Annotated in this window: 18 protein-coding genes and 1 riboswitch; of the genes, 12 read left to right on the forward strand and 6 right to left on the reverse strand. The window is 60.7% G+C overall.

Going from position 1 to position 24,389, the window contains the following annotated elements:
* Positions 1 to 159: 159 nt before the first annotated feature.
* Both H3T89_RS00940 and groL read left to right on the forward strand, forming a co-directional pair.
* Positions 160 to 363: a cold-shock protein gene (locus H3T89_RS00940; protein ID WP_015022108.1), complete on the forward strand. Its 204-nt coding sequence runs from the start codon at positions 160 to 162 to the stop codon at positions 361 to 363.
* A 318-nt stretch (positions 364 to 681) separates the two neighbouring features.
* On the forward strand, positions 682 to 2,301 hold the full coding sequence (groL, locus tag H3T89_RS00945; protein WP_015022107.1) for a chaperonin GroEL: 1,620 nt from the start codon (positions 682 to 684) through the stop codon (positions 2,299 to 2,301).
* A 218-nt stretch (positions 2,302 to 2,519) separates the two neighbouring features.
* Here the strand turns inward: groL and H3T89_RS00950 are convergent, their stop codons facing one another.
* On the reverse strand, positions 2,520 to 2,813 hold the full coding sequence (locus H3T89_RS00950) for a WXG100 family type VII secretion target (protein WP_198215959.1): 294 nt from the start codon (positions 2,811 to 2,813) through the stop codon (positions 2,520 to 2,522).
* Between the two features lie 69 nt (positions 2,814 to 2,882).
* On the opposite strand from H3T89_RS00950, the gene H3T89_RS00955 reads away from it, so the two are divergent.
* The 6 genes from H3T89_RS00955 to H3T89_RS00980 all read left to right on the forward strand — a co-directional run bounded on the left by H3T89_RS00955 (position 2,883) and on the right by H3T89_RS00980 (position 10,697).
* The gene (locus H3T89_RS00955; protein ID WP_198215960.1) at positions 2,883 to 3,689 is read left to right on the forward strand and encodes a TPM domain-containing protein; all 807 of its coding nucleotides are present in this window, start codon (positions 2,883 to 2,885) and stop codon (positions 3,687 to 3,689) included.
* Positions 3,690 to 3,693: 4 nt separating this feature from the next.
* Complete coding sequence (locus tag H3T89_RS00960) at positions 3,694 to 4,452, forward strand: response regulator transcription factor (RefSeq protein WP_198215961.1); 759 nt, start codon at positions 3,694 to 3,696, stop codon at positions 4,450 to 4,452.
* A complete protein-coding gene (locus H3T89_RS09075) occupies positions 4,442 to 6,397 on the forward strand; it encodes a sensor histidine kinase (RefSeq protein ID WP_269748961.1) in 1,956 nt (651 codons plus the stop codon). Before H3T89_RS00960 ends, H3T89_RS09075 begins: the two co-directional genes overlap by 11 nt.
* 86 nt (positions 6,398 to 6,483) lie before the next feature.
* The gene (locus H3T89_RS00970) at positions 6,484 to 6,873 is read left to right on the forward strand and encodes a cold-shock protein (RefSeq protein WP_015022102.1); all 390 of its coding nucleotides are present in this window, start codon (positions 6,484 to 6,486) and stop codon (positions 6,871 to 6,873) included.
* A 68-nt stretch (positions 6,874 to 6,941) separates the two neighbouring features.
* Positions 6,942 to 7,946 (forward strand): DUF3027 domain-containing protein, encoded by a 1,005-nt coding sequence (locus H3T89_RS00975; RefSeq protein WP_198215963.1) that lies wholly within the window; start codon positions 6,942 to 6,944, stop codon positions 7,944 to 7,946.
* Between the two features lie 102 nt (positions 7,947 to 8,048).
* A complete protein-coding gene (locus tag H3T89_RS00980) occupies positions 8,049 to 10,697 on the forward strand; it encodes an ATP-dependent Clp protease ATP-binding subunit (RefSeq protein WP_198215965.1) in 2,649 nt (882 codons plus the stop codon).
* Positions 10,698 to 11,117: 420 nt separating this feature from the next.
* Here H3T89_RS00980 and H3T89_RS00985 read toward each other — a convergent pair whose 3' ends face one another.
* The 4 genes from H3T89_RS00985 to H3T89_RS01000 all read right to left on the reverse strand — a co-directional run bounded on the left by H3T89_RS00985 (position 11,118) and on the right by H3T89_RS01000 (position 16,078).
* Complete coding sequence (locus tag H3T89_RS00985; protein ID WP_198215967.1) at positions 11,118 to 13,550, reverse strand: energy-coupling factor transporter ATPase; 2,433 nt, start codon at positions 13,548 to 13,550, stop codon at positions 11,118 to 11,120.
* A 33-nt stretch (positions 13,551 to 13,583) separates the two neighbouring features.
* Complete coding sequence (locus H3T89_RS00990) at positions 13,584 to 14,195, reverse strand: ECF transporter S component (protein WP_110417382.1); 612 nt, start codon at positions 14,193 to 14,195, stop codon at positions 13,584 to 13,586.
* Between the two features lie 5 nt (positions 14,196 to 14,200).
* Positions 14,201 to 14,335, reverse strand: a riboswitch (FMN riboswitch).
* Positions 14,336 to 14,472: 137 nt separating this feature from the next.
* Positions 14,473 to 15,246 (reverse strand): histidine phosphatase family protein, encoded by a 774-nt coding sequence (locus tag H3T89_RS00995; RefSeq protein ID WP_198203474.1) that lies wholly within the window; start codon positions 15,244 to 15,246, stop codon positions 14,473 to 14,475.
* 52 nt (positions 15,247 to 15,298) lie between these two features.
* The gene (locus H3T89_RS01000; RefSeq protein WP_198203475.1) at positions 15,299 to 16,078 is read right to left on the reverse strand and encodes a nitroreductase family protein; all 780 of its coding nucleotides are present in this window, start codon (positions 16,076 to 16,078) and stop codon (positions 15,299 to 15,301) included.
* A 175-nt stretch (positions 16,079 to 16,253) separates the two neighbouring features.
* Here H3T89_RS01000 and ppgK point away from each other — a divergent pair, with 175 nt between their 5' ends.
* The 4 genes from ppgK (at position 16,254) to H3T89_RS01020 (ending at position 22,104) form a co-directional block, all read left to right on the forward strand.
* On the forward strand, positions 16,254 to 17,024 hold the full coding sequence (ppgK, locus tag H3T89_RS01005; RefSeq protein WP_198215969.1) for a polyphosphate--glucose phosphotransferase: 771 nt from the start codon (positions 16,254 to 16,256) through the stop codon (positions 17,022 to 17,024).
* A 74-nt stretch (positions 17,025 to 17,098) separates the two neighbouring features.
* Entirely contained in the window at positions 17,099 to 18,280 is a 1,182-nt protein-coding gene (locus H3T89_RS01010) for a pyridoxal phosphate-dependent aminotransferase (RefSeq protein WP_198215970.1), read from the forward strand.
* Between the two features lie 131 nt (positions 18,281 to 18,411).
* A complete protein-coding gene (locus H3T89_RS01015; protein ID WP_198215971.1) occupies positions 18,412 to 19,788 on the forward strand; it encodes an MFS transporter in 1,377 nt (458 codons plus the stop codon).
* Between the two features lie 78 nt (positions 19,789 to 19,866).
* Positions 19,867 to 22,104 carry an exo-alpha-(1->6)-L-arabinopyranosidase gene (locus H3T89_RS01020; RefSeq protein ID WP_198215972.1) on the forward strand — a complete coding sequence of 746 codons (2,238 nt, stop codon included), beginning with the start codon at positions 19,867 to 19,869 and terminating at the stop codon, positions 22,102 to 22,104.
* A gap of 18 nt (positions 22,105 to 22,122) precedes the next feature.
* Here the strand turns inward: H3T89_RS01020 and H3T89_RS01025 are convergent, their stop codons facing one another.
* The gene (locus H3T89_RS01025) at positions 22,123 to 24,381 is read right to left on the reverse strand and encodes a hypothetical protein (protein WP_198215973.1); all 2,259 of its coding nucleotides are present in this window, start codon (positions 24,379 to 24,381) and stop codon (positions 22,123 to 22,125) included.
* Between the last annotated feature and the right edge of the window lie 8 nt (positions 24,382 to 24,389).

Raw genomic sequence — 24,389 nt, forward strand, 5'->3', positions numbered from 1 at the left:
GCCGGACAGCGGAGGAATTGCGACGGCGCAACATTCAGAATTTCGGCTCGGCGTTTTGCAATTGCCTCATAAATAGGCCTAAACTGACCTTGCCGACCAGGCAGATGCGGTCAGTCTCGTATCTGTTGTGACGCGGCACCTATGTTAAGGAAGTTAGTTATGGCACAAGGCACTGTGAAATTCTTCAGCGCTGGCAAGGGTTACGGATTCATCAATCCCGACGATGGCGGCGAGGACGTGTTCGTGCACTACTCGGCCATTCAGTCCGATGGTTTCAAGACCCTTGATGAGGGAGATAAGGTCGAATATCAGGTGGAGCAGGGCCCCAAGGGTCTGCAGGCAACCAAGGTCACCAAGCTCTGATTGTCGTCTTCTGTATTCGTCATGGGGGACCCCGGTCATTCCGGGGTCCTTTTTTATGGCACGTTGTCTATGCCCAGATGCCGAGCCAGGACTGAGCAGAGTGCGGATTATCCGCCGCCGCGACCGATGTGCAAGGGCCGATATGACATACAGCCTGCAGCGTATTTTCGCCTCGGGTTGGCACTCGGTCCCGACGAGTGCTAATCTGCTGAATTAGCACTCGAGGTGCGGGAGTGATAACACGACAGCTGACGGTCGGGTTCCGTTCCACGCCGACGGTGGGTCATGAAACCTCAAGCCATGACGGAGGAAGCAACAATGGCAAAAATCATCGAGTATGACGAGGAAGCTCGTCAGGGCATGCTTGCCGGCCTGGACAAGCTGGCCGACACGGTCAAGGTCACTTTGGGCCCCAAGGGTCGCAATGTGGTGCTGGACAAGTCCTATGGCGCGCCGACCATCACCAACGACGGCGTCTCCATCGCCAAGGAGATCGACCTGGAGGATCCTTACGAGCGCATCGGCGCCGAGCTGGTCAAGGAAGTCGCCAAGAAGACTGACGACGTCGCAGGAGACGGCACCACCACCGCCACCGTGCTGGCTCAGGCCCTGGTGCATGAGGGTCTGAAGAACGTGGCTGCCGGGTCCAACCCCATCGCCCTGCGCCGCGGCATCGAGAAGGCCGCTGACGCCATCGTCAAGGAGCTCGTGGCCCAGTCCAAGGAAGTCGAGACCAAGGACCAGATTGCTGCCACCGCAACCATCTCCGCAGGCGACCCCGAGATCGGCAATGAGATCGCCGAGGCTCTGGACAAGGTCGGCCAGGACGGCGTGGTCACCGTCGAGGACAACAACCGCTTCGGACTGGACCTGGAGTTCACCGAGGGCATGCGCTTCGACAAGGGCTACATCGCTCCCTACTTCGTCACCAACAACGACGACCAGACCGCCGTTCTGGATGATCCCTACATTCTGCTGACCTCGGGCAAGGTCTCCAGCCAGCAGGACGTGGTCCACATCGCTGAGCTGGTCATGAAGACCGGCAAGCCCTTGCTGATCGTGGCCGAGGATGTGGACGGCGAGGCGCTGCCCACCCTGATTCTCAACAAGATTCGCGGCACCTTCAACTCCTGCGCCGTCAAGGCTCCTGGCTTCGGCGACCGCCGCAAGGCCATGCTGCAGGATATGGCCATTCTGACCGGTGCACAGGTCGTGTCCGATGAGCTCGGTCTCAAGCTGGACTCCATCGACATGAGCGTGCTGGGCACAGCCAAGAAGGTCATCGTCTCCAAGGACGAGACCACCATCGTCTCCGGTGGCGGTTCCAAGGACGAGGTCTCCGCCCGTGTGGGCCAGATCCGCACCGAGATCGAGAACACCGATTCCGACTACGACCGTGAGAAGCTGCAGGAGCGGCTGGCCAAGCTGGCCGGCGGCGTGGCCGTCATCAAGGTCGGCGCAGCCACCGAGGTCGAGGCCAAGGAGCGCAAGCACCGCATCGAGGATGCTGTCCGTAACGCCAAGGCCGCCATCGAAGAGGGCCTGCTGCCCGGAGGCGGCGTGGCTCTGGTTCAGGCCGCTGCCAAGGCCGAGAAGGATGTCAAGCTGGATGGTGACGAGTCCACCGGTGCATCCATCGTCTTCCGTGCCATCGAGGCCCCCATCAAGCAGATCGCCGAGAACAGCGGCGTCTCCGGTGACGTGGTCATCAACAAGGTCCGTTCGCTGCCTGCTGGCCAGGGCTTCAACGCCGCCAACAACGAGTACCAGGATCTGCTGGAGGCCGGCGTGGCCGACCCCGTCAAGGTGACCCGTTCCGCTCTGCAGAACGCGGCCTCCATCGCCGGGCTCTTCCTGACCACCGAGGCTGTCGTGGCCAACAAGCCTGAGCCTCCGGCACCTGCTGCCGCTCAGCCTCAGGGTGATATGGGCTACTGATCCTTATAGGTTCAACCAGATGCTTTTCGGCTGAACCTGGTGATCGCCAAGGACAGGGGTCTGCACACCGGACAATGGTGTGCGGGCCCCTGTTCGCCTTTTCTGTCACTGCACTATCGGTTTTCCGGATCTGGGTTTCCGGATCTGGTTTTTCCGGGTTTTGCATCGGTCTGCTATCGGAAGATCGGACGGAAGGTCCGTGTGCATCTGCCAGGCGCTCAGGCTCCGGCGAAGAGGCGGGTGGCCTGGGCTTCTGTGTCTGCATAGAGGGCCGAAGCCTGGGTCAGGGCCGCCTGGATGCCTTCAAGAGCCTGTTCCATCTGGGCCTGCGAGGCACGCCACTGCTGGGTCACCGTGGCGAATTGGCTGGCCGCCGAACCCTGCCAGACGCTTTGGAGATTGTCCAGATTGGTGTACATTCCCGCCACGGCATCTCTGATGGCCCCTATCGAGCCGCTGACCGCGCCGGAGGCCGTCTGTATCTGATCCGAATCAACTTGGAACCGTGTCATGGTCGTCCTTTCCTTGAATGGCGGCGATGGTGGGGGAGTCCAATACCGTCAACCGCTACTGTGGACACTATGACAGTGTTCACGCAGTTGCCCCTCCCACGGACCCATGTGGTCGAACGAATTCCCCTCCACAAGACGAGTCCGCTCAGCCTTTCGGCCATGAGGAGGGTTCTGGCTCTCCTGCTCTCGATGGTGTTGGCGGTCGGTGCCCTTGGACCTACCAGGGGTTATGCCGATGAACCTCAGACCGATGCCGGAACCATGACCGATACGATCACCGATCCGCAGAATCTGCTGGGTTCTGATGTGGGTTCCGTCAAGGATGCGATCAAGGAGACTGCGGAGGAAACCGGAGTATCGGTCCGACTGCTCTACCTGCCGCATTTCTACGCGGGAGTCAAGCCCGAGACCTGGGCATCCCGTGTGCTCGAATCGATGAAGCCTGCCCACGACACGGTTTTGCTGGCCGTGGCCTCTCAGGACGGCAAATTGGTCGTGGCGGTCTCGAGTAACTCGCAGGCCTGGCTCAAGGACCAATCCAGTGTGGATCAGCTCTCGCAGGCTGCTCTGGAGCCGGTCACCAAGGGCCGGAACCCTGACTGGGTGGGCTCGGCCAAGGCCATGATGACCCAGGTGGAGACCCTGAAGCAAAACCAGCGGCATCACCGGGTCATGATCATCGCTCTCTCGGTGACTGCCGTGGTCCTGGTCATTCTGGTCGTGGCCGTGGCGATCTGGTGGCGTCGGAGCAGCCGAACCGGGGCTCATGATCGCAAGTCCAACATTCGCAAGTCCAGTGCCGCGAAAAAGGAGGCACGTCCGACGAAGACGGTCAGCGAACTTTCAGACAATACCCAGAAAGAGGCGGCAAGCTGAAACCATGAGCAAACCGACGCAAGCACAACTGGTCGTGGTCGACGACGAACCGTCCATCAGGGATCTGCTGGTGGCCTCCCTGCACTTCGCGGGCTTTGCTGTCGAAACCGCGGCATCCGGCTCCGAGGCCATTCAAGTCATCGAACGTATCCAGCCAGATCTGATCGTCCTGGATGTCATGCTGCCTGACATCGATGGATTTACAGTCACCTCCCGTATCCGTCAGGAGGGAATCGATGCGCCGGTGCTCTTCCTGACCGCCAGGGATGACACCCAGGACAAGGTCATGGGACTGACTGTGGGCGGCGACGATTACGTGACCAAACCTTTCAGCCTGGAGGAGGTCGTTGCCAGGATCAAGGCCATACTGCGCAGGACCCGCGAGCACCAGGAGGACGACCCGGTCATCCGCGTGGGCGATCTGGAGATCAACGAGGATTCCCACGACGTCACCAGGGCCGGCCGACCCATCGACCTGAGTCCGACCGAATACAAGCTGCTGCGCTATCTGATGGACAACGAAGGCCGCGTGCTCAGCAAGGCCCAGATCCTGGACCACGTCTGGCAATACGATTGGGGAGGCGATGCGGCCATCGTGGAATCCTACATCTCCTACCTACGCAAGAAGGTGGATGGCATCACCGTCAGCGACGGACATGGCGGGGAGCATAAGGTCACCCCGCTGATTGAGACCAAGCGGGGCATCGGCTACATGATCCGGGCACCCAGGCAGAACGCATCGGATGGCGGCGATGGCGACTAATCCCCAGGGTCCGGTCCCCAAGACAGAACCGTCGTCCGCTCCCGATCCGAGGGTGGCTGACAGGTCCAGGTCTTTCATGGGTCCGGACTCCGGCAAGGCAGCCGGCTCCAGCAAGCCGAGGGGTCGCTCCATGCCCAGGTCGCCTCTGGCTGCCATACCCCTAAGCACCAAACTTGTGGCCAGCATGCTCATCCTGCTCATCGTGGGCACGGTGGGCGTCTCTGTAGCCATCTGCCAGATGGCCGACGACTATCTGATGAAGCGCACTGACTCGCAGCTGATTCGTCAGGCCAACCTGGGCATCCGCAACGCCACCCTTCTGCGCCAGGAGGATCTGAGCAAGAACGGTCTGGGGCCCACCGACTACTTCCTGCAGATCCGCGACAACGACCTGCACATCATTTCGGACGATCTGAATCCCATGCAGGTCAACGGCGTCATCTCCCGACCGCGTCTGCCCGCCGACGGTAGCCTGGGTTCGATACCCCTGGGCCAGCCGACCACGGTACCAGCCTACGTGCGCGTCTCTCAACAGGCCTCGCCCGACCGGGACACCATGAAGCGAGCCCGGGCCTCCTGGCGGGTAGTGGCCATGCAGTGGAAGCTGCGCAATGAACTGGACGGTTCCGAAATCAGAGGTGTGCTCTTCATCGGACTGTCCATGAGCGACCAGGATGAGGCAGTACACGATCTGACGGCTTTCTGCATGGTCATCTCCGCCGTGGTGGTTCTTCTGGGCGGAATCATTTCGGTCCTGCTGATTCAGTCCACTCTGGTTCCCCTCAAACGCATCGAGAAGACCGCTGCAAAGATAGCGGCCGGAGACCTTTCCCAACGCATTCCCAGCTTCCCGGAGAATACCGAGGTGGGCTCCCTGGCGGCATCCCTCAATGCCATGCTGGCGCGAATCGAGCATTCCTTCGACGAGCAGCGCCAGACCACTGAAAAGATGAAGCAGTTCGTTTCGGACGCCAGTCATGAGCTGCGCACTCCTCTGGCCGCCATCCATGGCTATGCAGAGCTCTACAGGATGCAGCGTGACTATCCAGGGGCTCTGGAGCGTGCCGACAAGTCCATCCAGCACATCGAGGACTCTTCAACCAGAATGACGGTTCTGGTCACGGATCTGCTTTCGCTTGCTCGTCTGGATGAGGGCAGGGGAATCGATACGACCCTGCCGGTCGATCTGACTGGACTGGTGCGAGACGGAGTGGACGACTTGCATGCCCTGGATTTGGGAAGGGATGTGGCTACCGGAAGGGTTTGCCTGCATACCGAGGACCAGCCTGCCCCCCACGAGATGCCGGCCACGGCCAACAAGGGACTGTCGGGCCTCAAGGGACGCAACAAGGAGAAAATAACCGTGGGCGGGCACCTGGGTCCATCGGTCAGTCTGGATATCCAGGAAGGACCCTTGCCCTTGGTACAGGTGACAGGAGACCCCAGCCGCCTACGTCAGGTGATTACCAATATCGTGGGCAACATCCACCGCTACACCCCGTCTGATTCGCCGGTACAGGTGGGATTGGGCCTGGTCAAGGCGACCATCGCTCCAGCGGATCTGACTAGGTTGGATGCCACCGAATCATCGCTGGGACACCTGGCCGAGGCGATTCAGGTGGCGGAAAACAGCCATGTGGGCACCGACTATGCCATCATTCGCGTGGTCGACCATGGGCCTGGCGTCCCGGAGGAATCCAGGTCCAGGCTCTTCGAGCGCTTCTATACCGCTGACCCGTCCAGGGCTCGGGAGAAGGGCGGCACGGGGCTTGGCCTGGCCATCGTCCAGTCCATTGTCAAGGCCCATCAGGGGTTCATATGCGCCTCGCAGACCCCGGGAGGCGGCCTGACCTTCACCATCGTCATACCCCAGGGCGTCAGGCGGGATCAGGGGGGCGTTGAAGACCAGGCCAATTCTGCCGCCGCCCGTCCCGTACGCCTATGACAAGAAGGGTCGTCCTGCGCGTCCAGGTCAGGTAAACTGATTCCGGATATATTTGTTCAAGAAGCAACGTAAGGAAGTGGCAGAGCATGCCCAGCGGGAGAGTACGGTGGTACGACGCCAAGCGGGGGTTCGGGTTCATCACGGATGAGCAAGGCGGGGATGTCTTCCTGCCCTCGTCAGCCCTGCCTGCTGGGGTGTCCACCATACGCAAGGGATCCCGAGTGGAGTTCTCGGTGGCTGAGGGCCGCAAGGGCCCCCAGGCCCTGGATCTGAAGCTTGTGGGGCCGACCCCCTCCATTCTGCGTGCCAAGCGGCCCGATCCGGACGATATGGCCGCCATCGTGGAGGATTTGATCAAGCTGCTGGATTCGGCCGGCAATGGCCTGCGTCGGCACCACTACCCGGGTCGGGCCGAATCCGCCAAGCTGGCCACCCTCCTGAGGGCTGTGGCTGATGACTTTGACGTGCCGGACTGAGTGGACGGCGAGAAGAATCCGACGTGGATCGGTTTGGTCCGGTCCCACTGATGATGAAGGTGTGATAGATGGTTCAAGAGGACCTGGATCCTGAGGGACTGGCCAGGCGAGTAGCTCTGAGCGTGGCTGCCGACAGTGATGAGGTCGGCCAGCTGGTCGGCCGCACCCTGATCGGGGATGGTGTCTGGGACTACCGGTTCGCCTCGGCCATCAAGGGCTACGAGGGCTGGCAGTGGTCGGTCACCCTCTACCGTGATGAGGATGCCGATACCTGGACTGTGGATGAATCCTCTCTGGTGCCCACCGATGCGGCCCTGCAGCCCCCGGCATGGGTTCCCTGGAAGGATCGCCTTCTGCCCTCGGATCTGAGCGTGACTGATGTCATGGGAACCGATCCCGACGACCCCAGGCTGACAGCCGGATACGAGCCTGCCCAGGCGGGACCTCAGAATTCCGAAGTACGGCAAGTCCCAGAGGACGATGAAGAAAGCCAAAAAGAATCAGCCTCGGCTGATGCCGACGGTACTGACGAGGAGACCTACGGTGCGGTCTTCCGCCTGGTAGACCGCTCAGGTGACGATAAGGACGTTCACGGGCAGGAACCGAATAATCAGGTTTCCCTTGACGCACAGACCTCTTCCGCCGACTTGGATGAGGCCGTCGATTGCTTCGCTCTGAGCCGCCGACACGTGATGACCGCCGAGGCCCGGTCCGCCACTGCCAAGCGCTGGTACGAGGGGCAGCACGGTCCAAAGTCCCTGTCTACCCGGACGGCCAAGGGCAAGGCCTGTGAGACATGCGGCTTCATGATTCCCCTGGCAGGTGATCTGGGCACCATGTTCGGTGTCTGCGCCAATCGTTGGAGTCCGGACGACGGGCGTGTTGTCTCCCTGGACCATGGCTGCGGCGAGCATTCCGAGATCGAGCCCCAGGAGGAGTCCCATCTGTGGGTCCAGTCCCAGCCCGCCTATGACGATCTTCATATTGATGTGGTCAGGCAGAAGCCACGCGAGGAGCGACCTGAGGTGGAACTCATGGAGCAGATGGAGTCAGAAGACGACTCAGAGGACTGATTCCAAGGCCTCGTTGCGTTCAGAGCGCAATCCCCGGTGGGCCGAGAATAAACGTCACCGTAAATCTGTAGAGTGAATTACGGATCAAAGGGAAGGACAAGTATGTTCGAACGGTTTACCGACCGTGCGCGGCGGGTGATTGTGCTGGCGCAGGAAGAGGCCCGCACCCTGCAGCACAATTACATCGGCACCGAGCACCTCCTCCTGGGCCTGATCAGGGAGGGTGACGGTGTCGCCGCCAAGGCCCTGGCCTCCAAGGGCGTGGAGCTGGATGCCACCCGCAAACAGGTCGAGGAGATGATCGGTAAGGGCAATGCGGTCCCCAATGGGCACATCCCATTCACACCGCACGCCCGTCAGGTCCTGGAGCTGTCGCTGCGCGAGGCCCTTCAGCTTGGCCACTCTTACATCGGCACCGAGCACATTCTGCTGGGTCTCATCCGCGAGGGTGAAGGCGTCGGCACCCAGGTGCTGATCAAGATGGGTGTGGATCTGAGCGATCTGCGGACCGCCACCATTGATATGATTCGCGGCAGCCACGAAGGCGGCGATGCCGGCAAGGGCGATCTGGCCAATGCCGGCGGCGTTTCCAACAAGGGTGGACAGACCGGTTCGGCCATTCTGGACCAGTTTGGCAGGAACCTGACCCAGGAAGCCGCTGAAGGCAAGCTGGATCCGGTCATCGGCCGGGCCAATGAAATCGAGAGGGTCATGGTCGTCCTGTCCAGGAGGACCAAGAACAACCCGGTGCTGATCGGAGAGCCCGGCGTAGGCAAGACAGCCGTGGTCGAGGGCCTGGCCCAGAAAATCCATAACGGTGATGTTCCTGAGACCCTCAAGGGCAAGCAGGTCTACTCGCTGGATCTGGGCTCCATGGTGGCCGGTTCCCGCTATCGGGGCGACTTCGAGGAGCGTCTGAAGAAGGTGCTCAAGGAGATAAAGACCCGGGGCGACATCATTCTCTTCATCGATGAGATTCACACCATCGTCGGCGCAGGTTCGGCAGATGGGGCCCTGGGTGCCTCTGACATGCTCAAGCCCCTGCTGGCCCGCGGCGAGCTGCAGACCATCGGAGCGACCACCACCGACGAGTACCGCAAGTACATCGAGAAGGATGCGGCCCTGGAGCGGCGCTTCCAGCCCATTCAGGTCTCCGAGCCGACCATCGCCCAGACTATCGAGATTCTCAAGGGTCTGCGTGGCCGCTACGAGCATCATCACCACGTCACTATCACCGACAAGGCCCTGCAGTCAGCGGCTGAGCTCTCTGCACGCTACATCCAGGACAGGAACCTGCCTGACAAGGCTATCGACCTGATCGATGAGGCTGGCGCACGTCTGCGCATCAAGCGGCTGACCGCCCCGCCGGAGCTCAAGGAGCTGGACACCAAGGTGGATCGCATTTCCGCCCAGAAGGACCAGGCCATCAAGGATCAGGACTTCGAGAAGGCCGCTCAGCTGCGCGACAGCCAGGAGAAGCTGGAGGCCGAGCGCAAGGAGAAGGAGAAGGCCTGGCACGAGGGCGAGTCCGACGTCAAGATGGTCGTCGACGAGGACGTGATCGCTGAGGTGGTCTCCTCGACCACCGGCATTCCGGTCTTCAAGCTGACCCAGGCCGAGTCCAAGAAGCTCCTGGGTATGGAGAAGGAGTTGCACAAGCGGATTATCGGCCAGGATGAGGCCGTCTCCGCCCTGTCCCGCTCCATCCGGCGCACCCGTGTGGGCCTCAAGGACCCCAAGCGCCCTGCAGGTTCCTTCATCTTCGCCGGCCCCACTGGCGTGGGCAAGACCGAGCTGGCCAAGGCTCTGGCCCAGTTCCTCTTTGACGACGAGGATGCCCTGATCAGGGTGGATATGTCCGAGTTTTCGGAGAAGTATTCCACCTCTCGTCTCTTCGGTGCCCCTCCGGGGTACGTGGGATACGAAGAGGGCGGCGAGCTGACCGAGAAGGTCAGGCGTAAGCCATTCTCCGTGGTTCTCTTCGACGAGATCGAGAAGGCTCACCCGGACATCTTCAACACCCTTCTGCAGGTGCTGGACGACGGCCATCTGACCGACGGGCAGGGTCGTATGGTGGACTTCAAGAACACCATCATCATCCTGACCACCAACCTGGGAACCCGTGACATCGCCAAGGCGGCCAACACCGGCTTCAACGTGAGTGGCAACACCGAGACCTCCTATCAGCGGATGAAGGACCAGGTGACCAGTGAGCTCAAGCAGCAGTTCAGGCCCGAGTTCCTGAACCGCCTGGATGACATCATCGTCTTCCAGCAGCTGACCGAGCCCCAGGTCCGCCAGATCGTCGACCTGGACATCGCCCAGCTTAACGATCGTCTCTTCGATCGCCACATGTCCCTGGATCTGACCGACAAGGCCAAGGATCTGTTGGCCGAGAAGGGCTTCGATCCGCTCCTGGGTGCCCGGCCCCTGCGCCGTGTCATCCAGCGGGACATCGAGGATGCCGTCTCCGAGAAGATCCTCATGGGCGAACTTACGGACAACGAGTCCGTCCAGGTCGATGCCGAAGGCGAGGGCATTCTGGGTGAGTTCACTTTCACTGGCAAGCCCTTTGAGGGACCCAGGCATGCGGCCAATCCTGCCGATGGGCAGAACCAGGACCCTGAACTGGTTGGAGCCTCGGTTGGTTCTTCCGACGTTGATGTTCCACCGGTAGGCGAGGCCGACAGCCAGAGCCAGGATGGTCAGGGTTCCGAGCAGTCCGGTCAGAGTTCGCCTGCAAGTGACTGAGATACAGGGTTAATGCCTGACGCAGCTAGCTTATGAGGGGCTGGAGCACTCTCCATGTGCTCCAGCCCCTCTTATTTTGTATTGCCGAGGATTGGTGTTGTTTTTTGCAATATCGTTCTTGAAGTGTCACTTGAGATATATGGCGTCTATTGGCAGAGTGAGATCTGCGGTCGTTCTGCCTTAAGAGACGAGTCCATAGAAAGGCTCGATTATTTTCTTCTATCAAACTCAAGTTTGCAATGAAACTGACAGTAAGTGACGCTAATGTTCCCAAATCAATCTTCCATTCATCCCTGCTCGTTTGCTCAAGTAGCTGGTGATTCAGGCGGTTGCGTGATGGGGCACTCAGGCTAGGCGTGGAGGAAAGCCTAAGTGACGATGAAAGGACAGCGGGGTAAGCGCTTGATGCGGTCTGCCCGCTCAGAACAGGGGATGCAGCAGCAGGGTCAGCAGATAGAGGGCCATGAGAGCGATGAACAGGATGTCCATCCTGCCCAATCGCAGCAGTCGGTAGTGGGTGCGCTGTTGACGGCTGCCCTCATAGCATCGGGCATCCAAGGCCCGGCTCAGGTTGTCAGCGTGACGCAGAGCTCCGGCGAAGACAGGGACGGTGATGGCTATGGCCGCATGCAGACGCTGCGAGAGCGAGCCGGACTCGATGGATCCGCCACGGGCGGCCTGGGCTTCCACAATGGCCTGAACCTCACGCTCCAGGGTGGGGATGAAGCGCAGAGCCAGTGATAGGACCAGGGCGATCTCGTTGGTGTGGATACCCAGCCTGGACAGGGGGCTCAGCAGGGATTCACAGGCATCGGTCATCTGCGTTGGGGTGGTGGTCTCCACCAGGAGCGCCCCCAAAAAGATGATCAACATGAAGCGGCAGGCGTATAGTACGGCCACCCAGATGCCTCCGGTGGTCAGCACGAATGGACCCCAGGCAGCCAATCTATGACCGGTCTGGGTGACCAAAAGATTGAACAGGGCCAGCAGAAGCATGAGGACCAGAAAGCCCTTGACCGAGTTCATGATGGAACGCAGCGGGGCGCGGGCGGCGGCGAAGAGGCCGACAGTGACCACCAGTGCCAGAACAAGTTGCGCCGGTGTGGAGATGGCGAAGGCGGTGAACATGGCCAGGAGGAAGGTCACCAGCTTGGCTCGCGGGTCAAGCCTTGCCAGCAAGGATGGGGGTTTATGGTCCGCCTGAGTGTGATCGGTTTCCTTCCCTGTTTCTTCCTCCCCAGCGGCTCGCTTCTCTGCTGCGTCTACGGTGAGCAGTTGATGGTAGCGCTCCACTACTTCCGCAGTAGGCCCATAGGCCAGTGTCTCCCCATGTTCCAGGAGCAGGGTCTGGTCGGCCAGGTCCAGGGCCTCGCGATCGGTGTGGGTGCTCATGACGATGGTGACCCCACGCTTATGGAGTACTTGAAGCAGTGTCATGATGCGTGTGCAGGCCCGGGGGTCGAGGCTGGCGGTGACCTCGTCCAGAACCAGCAGTCGCGGGCTGCAGGCCACGACCCCGGCGATGGCCACCAGGCGTCGCTGACCTCCCGAAAGGTCGAAGGGGGAGCGGTCGGCCAGATCTTTGATGCCTAAAAGCTGCATGGCCTCATCCACCCGATGCTGCACCTGATCGGGACCATAGCCCAGGTTGCGTGGACCATAGGCGATGTCCTGGGCAACAGTATCCGCAAAAAGCTGATGTTCGGGATATTGCATGACATAGCCGACCCTTTGGCGCAGAAGCTTGAGATTCTGGCGTCGCAGATGCTTGGCCTTGGGTCGGTCGGGTCCGGCCAGGGGCAGGCCGGCCACCTGGATGGATCCGCTGTCGGGGGTGGCCAGGGCACAGATGAGCCTGGCCAGGGTGGACTTGCCGGATCCGTTGCGCCCGATAATGGCCAGGGTATGTCCTTGCGCAAGCTCCAGATTCACCTGGCTGAGGGCTTTGTTTCCGGCATCCGGAAAACTGTATGAGACATCCGACAACTTGACCATGGAGATGGCGTGGTCATCGACTGCGATCTTCGCGTTCCTATCTGATGCCCCGCTTTGAGTCAGCGGATTTTGGTTCGGTTCGTCAAAAAGAACAGGCAGATCCTGCCTGGTCAGGATTTCGTCAGGACTCCCGGAGGCCACGATGCGCCCATGGTCAAGTACGAGGACCCGGTCAGCCTGCCTGGTCTGCTCGAGCAGGTGGGTAATGTGGACGACAGCCGTGCCTTGGGCCGTCAGCCTGCAAAGGATTGATTGAATCTCCTGCCGGCCGGCCGCATCAAGCATGGCACCGGGTTCGTCCAGCACCATCATGCCTGGATTCATGGCCAGGCTGCCGGCCAGGGCCAAGCGTTGCTGTTGCCCGCCCGACATACGGGTGGGATCGTCATTCATCCGCGTCTGCAGATCCACCTGCTTCAAGGCAGCCGGTACGCAGGAGAGCATCTTTTGTCGAGGCATGCCCAGATTCTCGGGTCCGAAGGCCACGTCGTCCTGGACGACTGTGGTCACGATCTGGTCCTCGGGGTTTTGGAAGACCATGCCGATGCGTCGGCGTGCCTGTCGGTAGGCTCCAGCGTCAATCCGTCGGCCTTGATCTGGGGTATCTGAACAGACTGCCCGGCCCATAAGCTCGACCTGGCCGTGGTCAGGTGCAGTCGCACCCGAGAGGATGCTTCCCAGCGTTGATTTGCCGGAACCATTCGCTCCCAGGATGCACAGATGCTCGCCTGCATGCACCTCCATGGATAGGTGGTCCAAGGCCCAGGTCCGGCCTCCGTCATAGGAGAAGGAGACCTGGCTGAGGCGGGCGACCGTTGCCTTCGATGCCGCTGAATCCGAGACTGTGGCTTGGGTCATGGATACTGCCATGACTTTCCGAACTGCCGTGGCCTACTTGTTGATCAGCGTGGAGATGGGCTTGTAGATCAGGAAGGTGACCACGCCGTGGATGGCGAACTTCATCAGGTTGAAGGGCAGGAGGATCGGCACGATCATGGCAATCACCTTGGCCATGGACATGTGCGCATAGAAGGGGGTGATCACCACGTTGCACAGAATGGCCGCGATCACGCCCAGAATGGCGCCTGAGACGATTCCGATGACTGCTCCCTTACGGCTGTGCATCCTGCGGTAGATCACGGCTGCCGGCACGCTCAGTGCCAGGGCCACAATCATCGAAATCAATGCACCGAAGGGGTTGGTGAACAGGTGCGGGACGAATCCCAGGATGGAGATGATGGCGGCAGCCGCCGGACCAAAGGCAAAGCCGCATACCAGGACGACGATGCCTGAGGGGTCGTATTTGAGCCAAGGGGCGGCAGGGAAGATTGGGAAGGAGAAGAAGCTCAGAACCATGGCCAGGGCTACGAAGAGCGCGTAGACCGCAATCCGCTTTGTCGACCAGCGTCCTGAACCGCCTGCACCTGTGGAGTGGACATCGTCGAAGCGCGTGTCCTTGTTTGCGTTTGCAGTGGTATGTGAATGAGAATTGGGCATGCTCATAGAGGGCCTCGTTTCTTCCATCCGGACTGTAACCGTTGGCTTCGGACTTTGACCGATATCCACCGCTTGCGCGGGTCGCGGGCTCCCGGTATTCAACCGGATACCGCCAGTAAGGACTTTCACCTTCCCTGAAACTGACGATTTCAATATAGCTGCGGTCCTTGGAATGGTCAATTCCCTCTCGCTGCTGGTGCACTTCCAGACACGCCGGGACGGAAATAAAACCGATAAAAATCTAATAGCCGGAGAAGCGCAGCGCGCCTGGCAGTTCTGTCTGCTACTTGTCCCGGCTTCCTGCCTGGAAGTACTCCATGGAGCTGACCGGGCCCGCCAGACGGAAGCCGTCATCCCCATAAATCACCTTGGTTACGGCGGTGTTGTCCATGTCTGGGATTGGGGAGTGGTCGTCGATGGCTACCAGAAACTGTTGCAGGCACATGCCTGAGGAGACCACCAGGACAGGCCCGCCGCCCTCTTCGATGGCGGACTGCGCGATGCGCGTCATCACCGCGATCATTCTGCTGCGGACCTGGGCCGTGGTCTCGGCACGATCTTGTTCGTCCAATCCGGCAGACAGGATGTCCTGGGCGTCCAACCTGTGGAAGGTGTCCTGCATATGGATGGGAATGTTCCTGCCGTAGGCTGCCCTGGCTGCAGCAAAGTCCTTGAACCCCATGGCGGCGCAGACCTGATTAAGGGTAGTGCGCTCGTCCCGACCTTCGAAACTGCCGAAATTGTCCTCGCGAAGGTCGGGGTCCACGCCCACGCGCAGGTCCCCATTGCCGGACACGTCAAGGGCCAGGCGGGCTGTTTCATACTGTCGGCTCAGATTGCCGCTCCAGGCTGCCCGGAATCGAATGGGCCGCAGACCCCGACCGAACTGGCGCACGTCCTCGCGGCCTTGCCTGGTCAGCGGGAAATCGGACCAGCCCTGCATCAAATGCATGACATTGGCCGTCGTTCTTCCATGCCGGGTCAGGTAAAGGATTGTCGAACCTCTTTCAGCGCTCGGTTCGGCGGCGGATTGCGATGATGATGCTCCATTGTTCATAGTTCATCACCCTACACGGCCCCCTTGCCGGGTCACTGGGGTACAGCCATGTTCATGATCTGATGAAACGGCCCCCGTCGCCCCAGGTCCATGTACCGCCGCCGGCCCCGATCTGGAAGTTCATTTTGGCTATGCCCAAGTCAACTGCGGAGCCGTAGGCGACCGAGGGGTCCAAGGTGGCGATGGCGTCGCCTGTGCCCTTGTCCCAGGCGAGAACCACCGGCTGTCCGTTCATGGCAGAAGGAGCCTTGGCGGCGGCAGCCACGCCGGCCTTGAACCATTCCGGCGCCTCCTGGCGATCCTGCGCGTTCATGGCTGAGGTCAGCTCCTCATAGCTCTTGGAGGCTCGATGCTCGCTCTGACGTCGGCAAAGCTTTTCGAAGTCCTGGTTGCCATAGCCGACCTGGTCGGCCGGATAGCCGATGGTGACCACCAGATAGAGTGACTGGCTGGGGGTGATACGGCAGTGGCGCTCGGCCGCCTGACGGTCCCAGCTGCCCGACACCCATCCTGTCCCCAGTCCGTACAGGGTGGCGGCAAGAACCATGCGCTCGCCGTAGAAGCCGGCTTTTTCCAGGCTCTCCTGATTATCCTTGGGTCCGACCAGGGCAAGGTAGTTGGCCGCATTGGCCAGGTGGCCGGAGGCGTTGTCGGCTGCGAAGGCGTCCGGCTTGCCCAGGACCAGCTGCATGTCCAGGCCGCTCAGCGTATTCAGAGCGTTCAAGGTGCTGCCCAGCTGCCTGGCCAGGTCGGGATCGATGGGCTTGGGGTCGTATTCTCGGGTGGTGATGCGCACGTTGACTGCGTCAATAAGCTGTGTATGTTCGGTCATAACCTCATTATCCCACCCAATTCCCCTTCCTGCAGGGTAGTGGCACAGGGTTGGTGCAAGGGGCCGCGGCTTGGTCCGGCTTGTGCCGCTGCCAAGGATTGCAGAGGCATGCCTTGCGCTACAATCGCTACCGTGCCGGTTCGGACCCTCATCTTTGATCAGCTAAGGAGCAGCAATGATTGAAACAGCGCAGGCTTTCGGAGTGGATATTGGTGGATCCGGTATCAAGGCTGCCCCTGTTGACCTGACAATCGGTGATTTTGCAGAGCCTCGCAAGAAAATTCTCACTCCCGAGCACTCCACGCCAGAGGCTGTGGGGGTTGTCGTCAAGGAGCTCTTGGATCGTTTTGAAGTTCCTTCGGATGTGCCCTTGGGCATCGCCTTCCCGGCCCCTGTCAAGCCCGACAAGCCGCTCGATTTCATGGCCAACCTGGATCAGTCCTGGGTTGGCACCAATGTTCAGGAGGTCCTTTCCAAGGCCTGCGGCAGGCCCGTCAGCGTCGTCAACGATGCGGATGCTGCCGGTCTTGCCGAGGTGCAGTACGGGGCGGCCAAAGGGCAGAAGGGTCTGGTCATCGCCACGACACTGGGCACCGGCATCGGTACGGCTCTGATTTATAACGGTGTTCTGATTCCCAACAGTGAGCTTGGTCACCTGACGCTGGATGGCAAGGATGCCGAGAAGTACGCAGCTTCATCGGTGCGCGACCGCAAGAAGCTGAGCTACAAAAAGTGGGCCAATCGACTGACCAAGTACTACCGCCTGCTTGAGCACTACTTCAATCCCGATTTCTTCGTCGTCGGCGGCGGGGTCAGCCGGATGAGCGAGAAGTTCCTGCCTCACATCGACATCAAGACCCCCATTGTGGCCGCCAAGCTGCGCAACCAGGCCGGCATCGTGGGTGCCGCTTATCTGGCTGACCTTCGGCAAAAGCACCTGGGGTGAAGCAGAGCTTTTCTGCGACCAATTTGCTTGGGGCCTTCAGGCGGCTGCCGGATCGGATGAGGAGCTGAAAAATCGTGCATTTTTCTCACCGTACCGGGTCTGACCGCCCCAATCGCATTGCCCTGGCCGAGGCCGAAGCACGTGCCCATGGTCTCAAGCTGGGCAGGCTGAATGATTCCAATCCCACCCGCTTCGGGCTGGCCCCGTCATTTCTGCCCCAAGTCTATGAGGCGGAACCGAGGGGACCTCTTGCGGCCCGCCAGTCCCTGGCTGGGTTTCTGACCAGGCGGCAGAGATTGAGCCAGAGCGAGGACGGTACATCGGTCGATTCTGATGATCTCTACCTGCTCTCTTCCACATCCCAGGCTTATTCCTGGCTGATGAAGCTCCTCTGCGACCCGGGTGATGCCATTCTGGAGCCCAGACCCGGATATCCTCTGATCGAATCAATCGCCGGTCTGGAATGCGTCCGAACAATCCCATACCGCCTGACCTATGACGGGTCCTGGGTCCTTGACCTGGCCACGGTAAGGCAGGCCTTGGAGGGGCCTGGAGGCGACCGTATCCGTGCCCTGGTCCTTATCAACCCCAACAACCCCACCGGTTCCTACATTCATCCGGAAGAGCGTCGGTCGCTGCTAGAACTCTGCCAGCGGCAGGGGGTGGCCATCATCGCCGACGAGGTCTTCTTCGGCTATCCTCTGGATCCCCTGCCGGGCCGTGCCCGGCTGGCTGGTGAGGATCGGGTGCTGACCTTCGCCCTGGATGGGTTCTCGAAGAGTCTGGCAGCCCCCCATGCCAAGGTGGGCTGGATCCAGGTTTCCGGGCCTGCAGACCAAGTAGCCGCCGCCAAGCGTCATCTTGACCTGATAGCCGATGACTACCTGCCCATGAGTCTTCTGATCACCAGGGATATGGAAGCCATGCTCTCGGATATTCCCGTTCAGACCAGCCGGGTGGGCAAGCGTATCAGGGGCAATCTCGGAATCCTCAGACAGACACTGGGCCAAAAGGAGTCCTGCGTCTCCCTGCTCAGGCCTGAGGGAGGCTGGAACGTTCTGTTGCGTTTTCCTCAGGTTATCGACGAGGAGGAGCTGATTCTTCGCCTGATTGGGTCCTACGGGTTGACTGGCCAGCCCGGATACTTTTTCGACATGCCAGGCAACGGATATCTGGCCCTGTCGCTCCTTCCGGAAACCTTGGAATTCCGCCGAAATGTAGATTCAGTCGTCTCAGCTATCGAAAAAATGCTGTGATGAAAACCCTCCTCTTGCCTGGTTTGCTCCGATAATGAATTCGGAATGATCACCCGTCATGGAAGGGGGAGATTGGTGGGGCTCAATGATGAGCCACTGATTGCAAGGTTGCACACGAAGGAGCATTGATGATGGGGAACGGAAATAATGATCGAAGGGGAGACCTGGCTGCGGGGGTCGGTGATCGAGTAGGGGAGGGCATCAAAGCCATGGCCTCTGCGGACGAGGCCGGAGGCGCTGTCGCAGGCCAGGGCATGGATGCGAGCCTGGCTCCTGATACCGGCAGAAGGCTCAACAGCAAGGAGAAGGTCCGTTTCGCCATCGGGTTCGCCATGGTATCCCTGCTCTGGGCAGCGCCCTTTTCCATGGGGTCAGGGGTTCTTCTGCCTCAGATCTTCAATACCCTGCACGGGGTCAGCGCCGAAGCGGCTCTGGGGACGATGAATTCGATCGGCTGCGTATTCGCCCTTGTGGCCAATATTGTTTTCGGCGCTCTCTCGGATATGTCCAGGTTCCGAGTCGGCAAGCGCACCCCTTGGATCGTGCTGGGCGGCATTATCGGCGCCCTGGGATTCCTGATGGTCATCCAGTCCCACACGCTGGTCATGATCATCTTTGGCTGGTGCATTGTCCAGGTGGGCATCAACTGCCTGATAGCCCCGGCGGTGGCGGTCCTCTCCGACAGGATCCCTGAGTCAACCAGGGGGACCTATTCGGCACTGTATGGAGCCAGCCAGGTAGTCGGTCAGCAGCTGGGGACAGTTATTGGAAGCTCGTTTCTGACCAACATTCGCACCGGCCTGGTAGTCGGCATGATCATCTTCCTCTTTTCGGGCATCCTCACCGTGCTGATCTGGCCCCGGGAGAAGTCGGCAGCCAACACAGTCGTGGAGCGCACCTGGGCTGATGTCGGCCGGTCCTTCATACCGCCCACCAAGAACAGCCGGGACTTCTACATGGCGCTTCTGGGCAGGTTCACTTTCATCGTCGGCTGTTACATGATCCAGGGCTACCAGCTCTACATTCTGCAGAAGTACTGCCATTTGAGTGATGACCAGGCTGCATCCACACTCAAGGTCATGGCTCTGCTCTCGGTAATCACCACCATCCTGGCCGCTGTGGTCTCAGGCCCTCTCTCGGACTTCCTGCAGAAGCGGAAAGTGATCGTGGCCATCAGCTGTCTGATCATTGCTCTCGGGATGGTTTTCCCCTTCCTGATGCCGACCGCAACCGGCATGTACATTTATGCCGCCCTGGCTGGAATCGGCAACGGCTGCTACATGTCAGTGGATCAGGCGTTGAATGTCGATGTGCTGCCGAATGCCAAGGAGGCCGGTAAGGATCTGGGCATCCTCAACCTGGCCAATACGATCGGCCAGGTGATCGCCCCCGGGTGCACGACTTTGGTCATTGGCCTCTTCGGCGGCTACAGGATGATCTTCCCGTTCGCCATCGCCTGCCTGCTGGTGGGAACTGTCTTCATCATGATGATCCGCAAGGTCAAGTGAGGCTGAAAACCTGTAATCTGGACCTGTGCTGAGCCGCGGACCGGCTAATCGAACCCGAAAACTCGAAAGGAAAAAGACATGACAGAACAAACGCATACCAAAGCCAAGGATTTGGATCTGCAAGAGGAGGCCTCGCTGACCTCGGGATCCGACTCCTGGCACCTGCAGGGACTTCCCGACAAGGGCTATGAAGGCTATATGATCACCGATGGCCCCTACGGCCTGCGCAAGGCTACTGGCTCCGACGTCTACGGATCGGTTCCGGCCACCTGCTTCCCTCCGACCGCTGGGTTGGCCTCCTCATGGAACCCCGATCTGACCTACCAGGTGGGCCAGGCCATGGGCGAAGAGTGCATCCAGGAGAAGGTGGCCGTGATTCTGGGTCCCGGCATCAACATCAAGCGCAGCCCGCTGGGCGGCCGCAACTTCGAGTTTTACTCGGAGGACCCGGTCCTTGCTGGGCATGAAGCCGCAGGTCTGGTCGAAGGGGTCCAGTCCAAGGGTGTGGGAACCTCTCTGAAACACTTTGCAGCCAACAACCAGGAGACCGACAGGCTCAGGGTCAGCTCTGACGTGGACGAGCGCACTTTGCGCGAGATCTATCTGCCGGCCTTTGAATACGTGGTCAGGAATGCCAAGCCCTGGACCATCATGTGCGCTTACAACAAGCTCAACGGGGTCTTCAGCTCGGAGAACCGCTGGCTGCTGACGGACGTTCTGCGCGGCGAGTGGGGTTACCAGGGCATGGTCATGTCCGACTGGGGGGCCGTCCACAACAGGGTCAACGCCCTGCAGGCCGGGCTCAACCTGGAGATGCCGCCCTCCCGCACCGATGACCAGGTGGTCCAGGCCGTGAAGGCTGGCCAGCTGGACAAGGAACAGCTGGACCGGATGGCCCAGGGGATTCTGGATCTGATCGACAAGGCCCGTCCGGCCATGTCCCAGCAGGGATACCGTTACGACGTCCAAGAGCACAACAACGTGGCCCGTCGCGCGGCCCAGGAGTCCATCGTCCTCTTGCGCAACGAAGACCGGATTCTGCCCCTTGACCCGCAGAAGAAGGTCGCCGTCATCGGCGAGTTCGCCAGGACCCCACGCTATCAGGGTGGAGGCTCCTCGCATATCACGCCGACCGAGGTCTCCTCAGCGCTGGATGGCTTCAAGGAGGCCGGCATGAGTGTGGACTTCGCGCCCGGTTTCACGCTGGACGACAAGGAGCAGGATCCCGCCTTGACCCGGCAGGCGCTTGAGGTTGCGCGCGGAGCCGACACCGTGGTGCTCTTTCTGGGGTTGCCTGAAGATGCCGAGTCCGAGGGCTTCGACCGCACCAGCATGGATCTTCCCGACAAGCAGGTGGCTCTGCTCAAGGCTGTCTCCGAGGTCAACGACCGGGTGGTCGCCGTCCTCTCCAATGGAGCAGTGGTGACGGTTGCCGACTGGATGGACAAGACCAAGGGTCTGCTGGAGACCTGGCTGCTGGGCCAGGAGGGTGGTCGCGCCGTGGTGGATGTGCTGACCGGTGCCGCCACTCCCTCGGGCCACCTGCCTGAAACCATCCCGGTCCGGCTGGAGGACAACCCCACCATCACCTCCTTCCCCGGCGAGGAGGGTCATTCACGCTATGGCGAGGGCGTCTATGTGGGCTACCGCTACTATGACACCTTCCAGCGTCCCGTGGCCTTCCCCTTCGGCTTCGGTCTGTCCTATGCCGACTTCGCCCTGGATCAGGTTGCAGTGACCAAGACCGGAGCCAACTCGGCTCGGGTGGAGGTGACCGTGACCAATACTTCGCAGGTGGATGGTGCACAGACCGTGCAGGTCTACGTGGCCCCCTGCGCCAGCCGGGTGAATCGGCCCAGCCATGAGCTCAAGGCCTTCACCAAGGTCTTCCTGAAGGCCGGACAGTCCAGCAGGGTGAGCATGGACCTGACCGAGCGCGACTTCGCCTACTGGTCGACGGCCATGGATGCCTGGCATGTTGAGGCGGGCACCTACCGCATCCAGGTGGGTACCTCAAGTCGAGATCTGGTTGCGGAAGAGGACCTGCAGGTGGATGGCGACGGCAGGTTCATTCCGCTGAATGCCGAATCGACCATGGCCGAGTGGCGCGAGAATTCGATTGGCGGGCCTATCATGCGCGATCGTATCGATCAGGATGGCATACCGCTGCCGGACGATCCCAATACTGCCCAACTTTTCGACACCATGCCCCTGGCATCGGTCATCACCTTGTCAGGCGGCGATGGCAATGGCATCGTGGCTGACATGGTCGACCGGTATCACCAAGCCCTCAAGCGGCAGGGCCTCGACTCCTGACATCGCTGTCGGCCGGGCTCAGGGTGCTAGGAACCAGACGGCTACGTTCATGGCCTGACTGGAGTCGAAGTGCTCCAGTAGGACCATGGCGTTGATGAAGGTCAAGACCAACCCAGTCAGACAGGCGAGTGTTAGCAGGCTCATGACGGCCGTTCCCGCTCCGGAGCGGGAACGGCCGTCTTCATATGTTGAGGATGCGGCGGCCATGACCACAACGGCTGCCAGGCAGATCAGCCAGGCGAAGTCAATGCTGTATCGCACTGAGAACCCTCCTATATAGGAGTCTGCAGCCATGACCAGAGTCGCCAGGGCAGGGGCCAGAATCAGTCCGGGGATCCACCCCCGACGCTGCAGCTCTTCTCGTACCCGGGGTAGAGCAAGAAGGGCAAGGGCCGCTATAAGTACCGGGGTGGTGACAAGCAGCCCGCCCAGGCCGGGTTCGGTGAAGTGCCAGACCCGCATGGGAGCAGGGGAGAATTGCAGGTAGGGGAAGACCGGCAGGGTGGTCAACGGCTGCAGAAGGTAGTAGCCAAAGATCTGAAGCAGGCCCGCGGTGCCGGGATGATAGTTGGTCAGATCCAGGACGGTCATCTGATACCGGTTGCCGAAGTCCAGCAGAGATCCGAAGCGCCAACGGTTGTACCAGAGCAGGGGAGCGGCAATCAGGAGAACCGGCAACAGGCCACAGACCAGCAGGGACAGCGCCCGCCTTCGAGACAGTCCGGCAGTATGGCGCCCACGCCTGAACAGGGCGTTGATGACAGCCCTTATTTCCTCGGCAAACAGGGGCAACGCCAGTAGGCCGGCTGCCAGGAAGGTTGGTCGGCAGCCCAGGGTGGCAGCCACTGACAGCGATCCCAGGAAGAGCCGGGGTCTGGACAGTTGCCAGGGTCGGTCCCCGTCCTCTACGGTCCACATTCGTGTTGAACGACGACCCGAATGCCCACCGGTGCCCGCAGATTGTCGATGGACCCGCCTGGCTCCCATCCAGAGCCAGAGTCCGGTCATGACCGCCAGCAAGGAGGCATCGAAGGGAATCGTATAGAAGTTGCGACGGCACCAGAGGTAGGCCATGCCGGATCCTCCCAGCATGGTCATGAGGGCCATACCGACCACGGCCAGGTTGACCCGGGGGAACCATCGGTTCAGCAGGCGGATGGTGGCCAGGGCGGTCATGATGGTGGCCATCGCGACGAGCATGGCTGCGGCCGAACTGGTGGGCAGGGCATAGCCACCCGGATGCACCAGGCTGGTTATCACTCTATAGGGCAGGAAGAGCAGCAGCACGGGAAGTGCTCCGAAGTAGGAGTACCAGTGGCCGTCTCGGTAGACGTAGTCCCAATATATGGGTTGCTGATCCTGGGCCAGCAGCGCGTTGCGGGTGGCTATGTCAAAAGGATTTGCTGCCTTGGCCAGACCAGGCGCCTGGCCAAGATCCAGCCAAGGGCGTCCATGCAGCAGGGCCTGGGCCACATGATCGTACTGGTTGAAGTCGTAGACGTAGGCATTCGGCTGGTGGTAGGCCATGGGGGTGAAGGTGGACAGATCATGTTGGATGTTCCAGCAGGACCAGGCTGCCAGGGGAGCCAGAATCAGAGCCAGGACCAGGCGCTGGCTCACCGAGCCCGTATCCAGCCGAGTCCGCCAGAGAACCGAGCCTGGCAGGTAGCCCAGGATCAGTGCCGCCAGAAAGACCAGCACAAGTATCCGCGCCGGATTGAAGTCTAAGGGGACCACCTTGGCAGGGGTCATCCCGGTCAGCTCCAGCCGAGATCCGATGGGTTCCTGTATCCATAGGCGCATGGCCTGGATCCGGTCTTCATGGGAATTGCCTCTGATGCGCAGATAGTGGCTGCGGGTCAGACCGGGGCAGATCAACCCTCGTGTGCCCTGGGTCCAACCCTTGTCGCCGGCCAGGCGCAGGTCCAGACGTACATGAATCTGCGACAGGGATTCCTCGACGTCTTCCGTCAGGTGGGCCTGAACGAAGGTTGTCTGTCCGTCGGCGACTGGGACATCCATCCAGGCGCCGGCCGGATCAATGACCTTTAGTCCCCCACCCGGCAACGTGGACAGTCCTGGCCCCAGCTGGCCCGACCGGGACTCAGTATTGCCTGTGGTTCTTGTTGGAGGGTTCGAGGAGGAGCTGGCCAATGACTGCCAATGGGCCAGATTGAATACCCCCAGTTCGAGGACGAGTATAACGACAAGTGTCACCAGCAGGCGAATAGTCGTACCCCTGGTCGGGGTGGGGCGTCGCAGGGCTGGCAGAGTCATCACTGTTT

The organism is Bifidobacterium sp. W8114 (assembly GCF_016101165.1).
GTDB classification, from domain to species: domain Bacteria; phylum Actinomycetota; class Actinomycetes; order Actinomycetales; family Bifidobacteriaceae; genus Bombiscardovia; species Bombiscardovia asteroides.

Excerpts from the sequence above, each read along its gene's own strand:
- H3T89_RS00990 (WP_110417382.1), bottom strand. The coding sequence starts at position 14,195 with ATGAGCATGCCCAATTCTCATTCACATACCACTGCAAACGCAAACAAG.
- H3T89_RS00960 (WP_198215961.1), top strand. The coding sequence starts at position 3,694 with ATGAGCAAACCGACGCAAGCACAACTGGTCGTGGTCGACGACGAACCG.
- H3T89_RS01025 (WP_198215973.1), bottom strand. The coding sequence starts at position 24,381 with ATGACTCTGCCAGCCCTGCGACGCCCCACCCCGACCAGGGGTACGACT.
- H3T89_RS00955 (WP_198215960.1), top strand. The coding sequence starts at position 2,883 with ATGACAGTGTTCACGCAGTTGCCCCTCCCACGGACCCATGTGGTCGAA.
- H3T89_RS00995 (WP_198203474.1), bottom strand. The coding sequence starts at position 15,246 with ATGAACAATGGAGCATCATCATCGCAATCCGCCGCCGAACCGAGCGCT.
- H3T89_RS00975 (WP_198215963.1), top strand. The coding sequence starts at position 6,942 with ATGGTTCAAGAGGACCTGGATCCTGAGGGACTGGCCAGGCGAGTAGCT.
- H3T89_RS00950 (WP_198215959.1), bottom strand. The coding sequence starts at position 2,813 with ATGACACGGTTCCAAGTTGATTCGGATCAGATACAGACGGCCTCCGGC.
- H3T89_RS00940 (WP_015022108.1), top strand. The coding sequence starts at position 160 with ATGGCACAAGGCACTGTGAAATTCTTCAGCGCTGGCAAGGGTTACGGA.
- groL (WP_015022107.1), top strand. The coding sequence starts at position 682 with ATGGCAAAAATCATCGAGTATGACGAGGAAGCTCGTCAGGGCATGCTT.
- ppgK (WP_198215969.1), top strand. The coding sequence starts at position 16,254 with ATGATTGAAACAGCGCAGGCTTTCGGAGTGGATATTGGTGGATCCGGT.
- H3T89_RS00985 (WP_198215967.1), bottom strand. The coding sequence starts at position 13,550 with ATGACCCAAGCCACAGTCTCGGATTCAGCGGCATCGAAGGCAACGGTC.
- H3T89_RS00970 (WP_015022102.1), top strand. The coding sequence starts at position 6,484 with ATGCCCAGCGGGAGAGTACGGTGGTACGACGCCAAGCGGGGGTTCGGG.
- H3T89_RS09075 (WP_269748961.1), top strand. The coding sequence starts at position 4,442 with ATGGCGACTAATCCCCAGGGTCCGGTCCCCAAGACAGAACCGTCGTCC.
- H3T89_RS01020 (WP_198215972.1), top strand. The coding sequence starts at position 19,867 with ATGACAGAACAAACGCATACCAAAGCCAAGGATTTGGATCTGCAAGAG.
- H3T89_RS01015 (WP_198215971.1), top strand. The coding sequence starts at position 18,412 with ATGGGGAACGGAAATAATGATCGAAGGGGAGACCTGGCTGCGGGGGTC.
- H3T89_RS00980 (WP_198215965.1), top strand. The coding sequence starts at position 8,049 with ATGTTCGAACGGTTTACCGACCGTGCGCGGCGGGTGATTGTGCTGGCG.
- H3T89_RS01000 (WP_198203475.1), bottom strand. The coding sequence starts at position 16,078 with ATGACCGAACATACACAGCTTATTGACGCAGTCAACGTGCGCATCACC.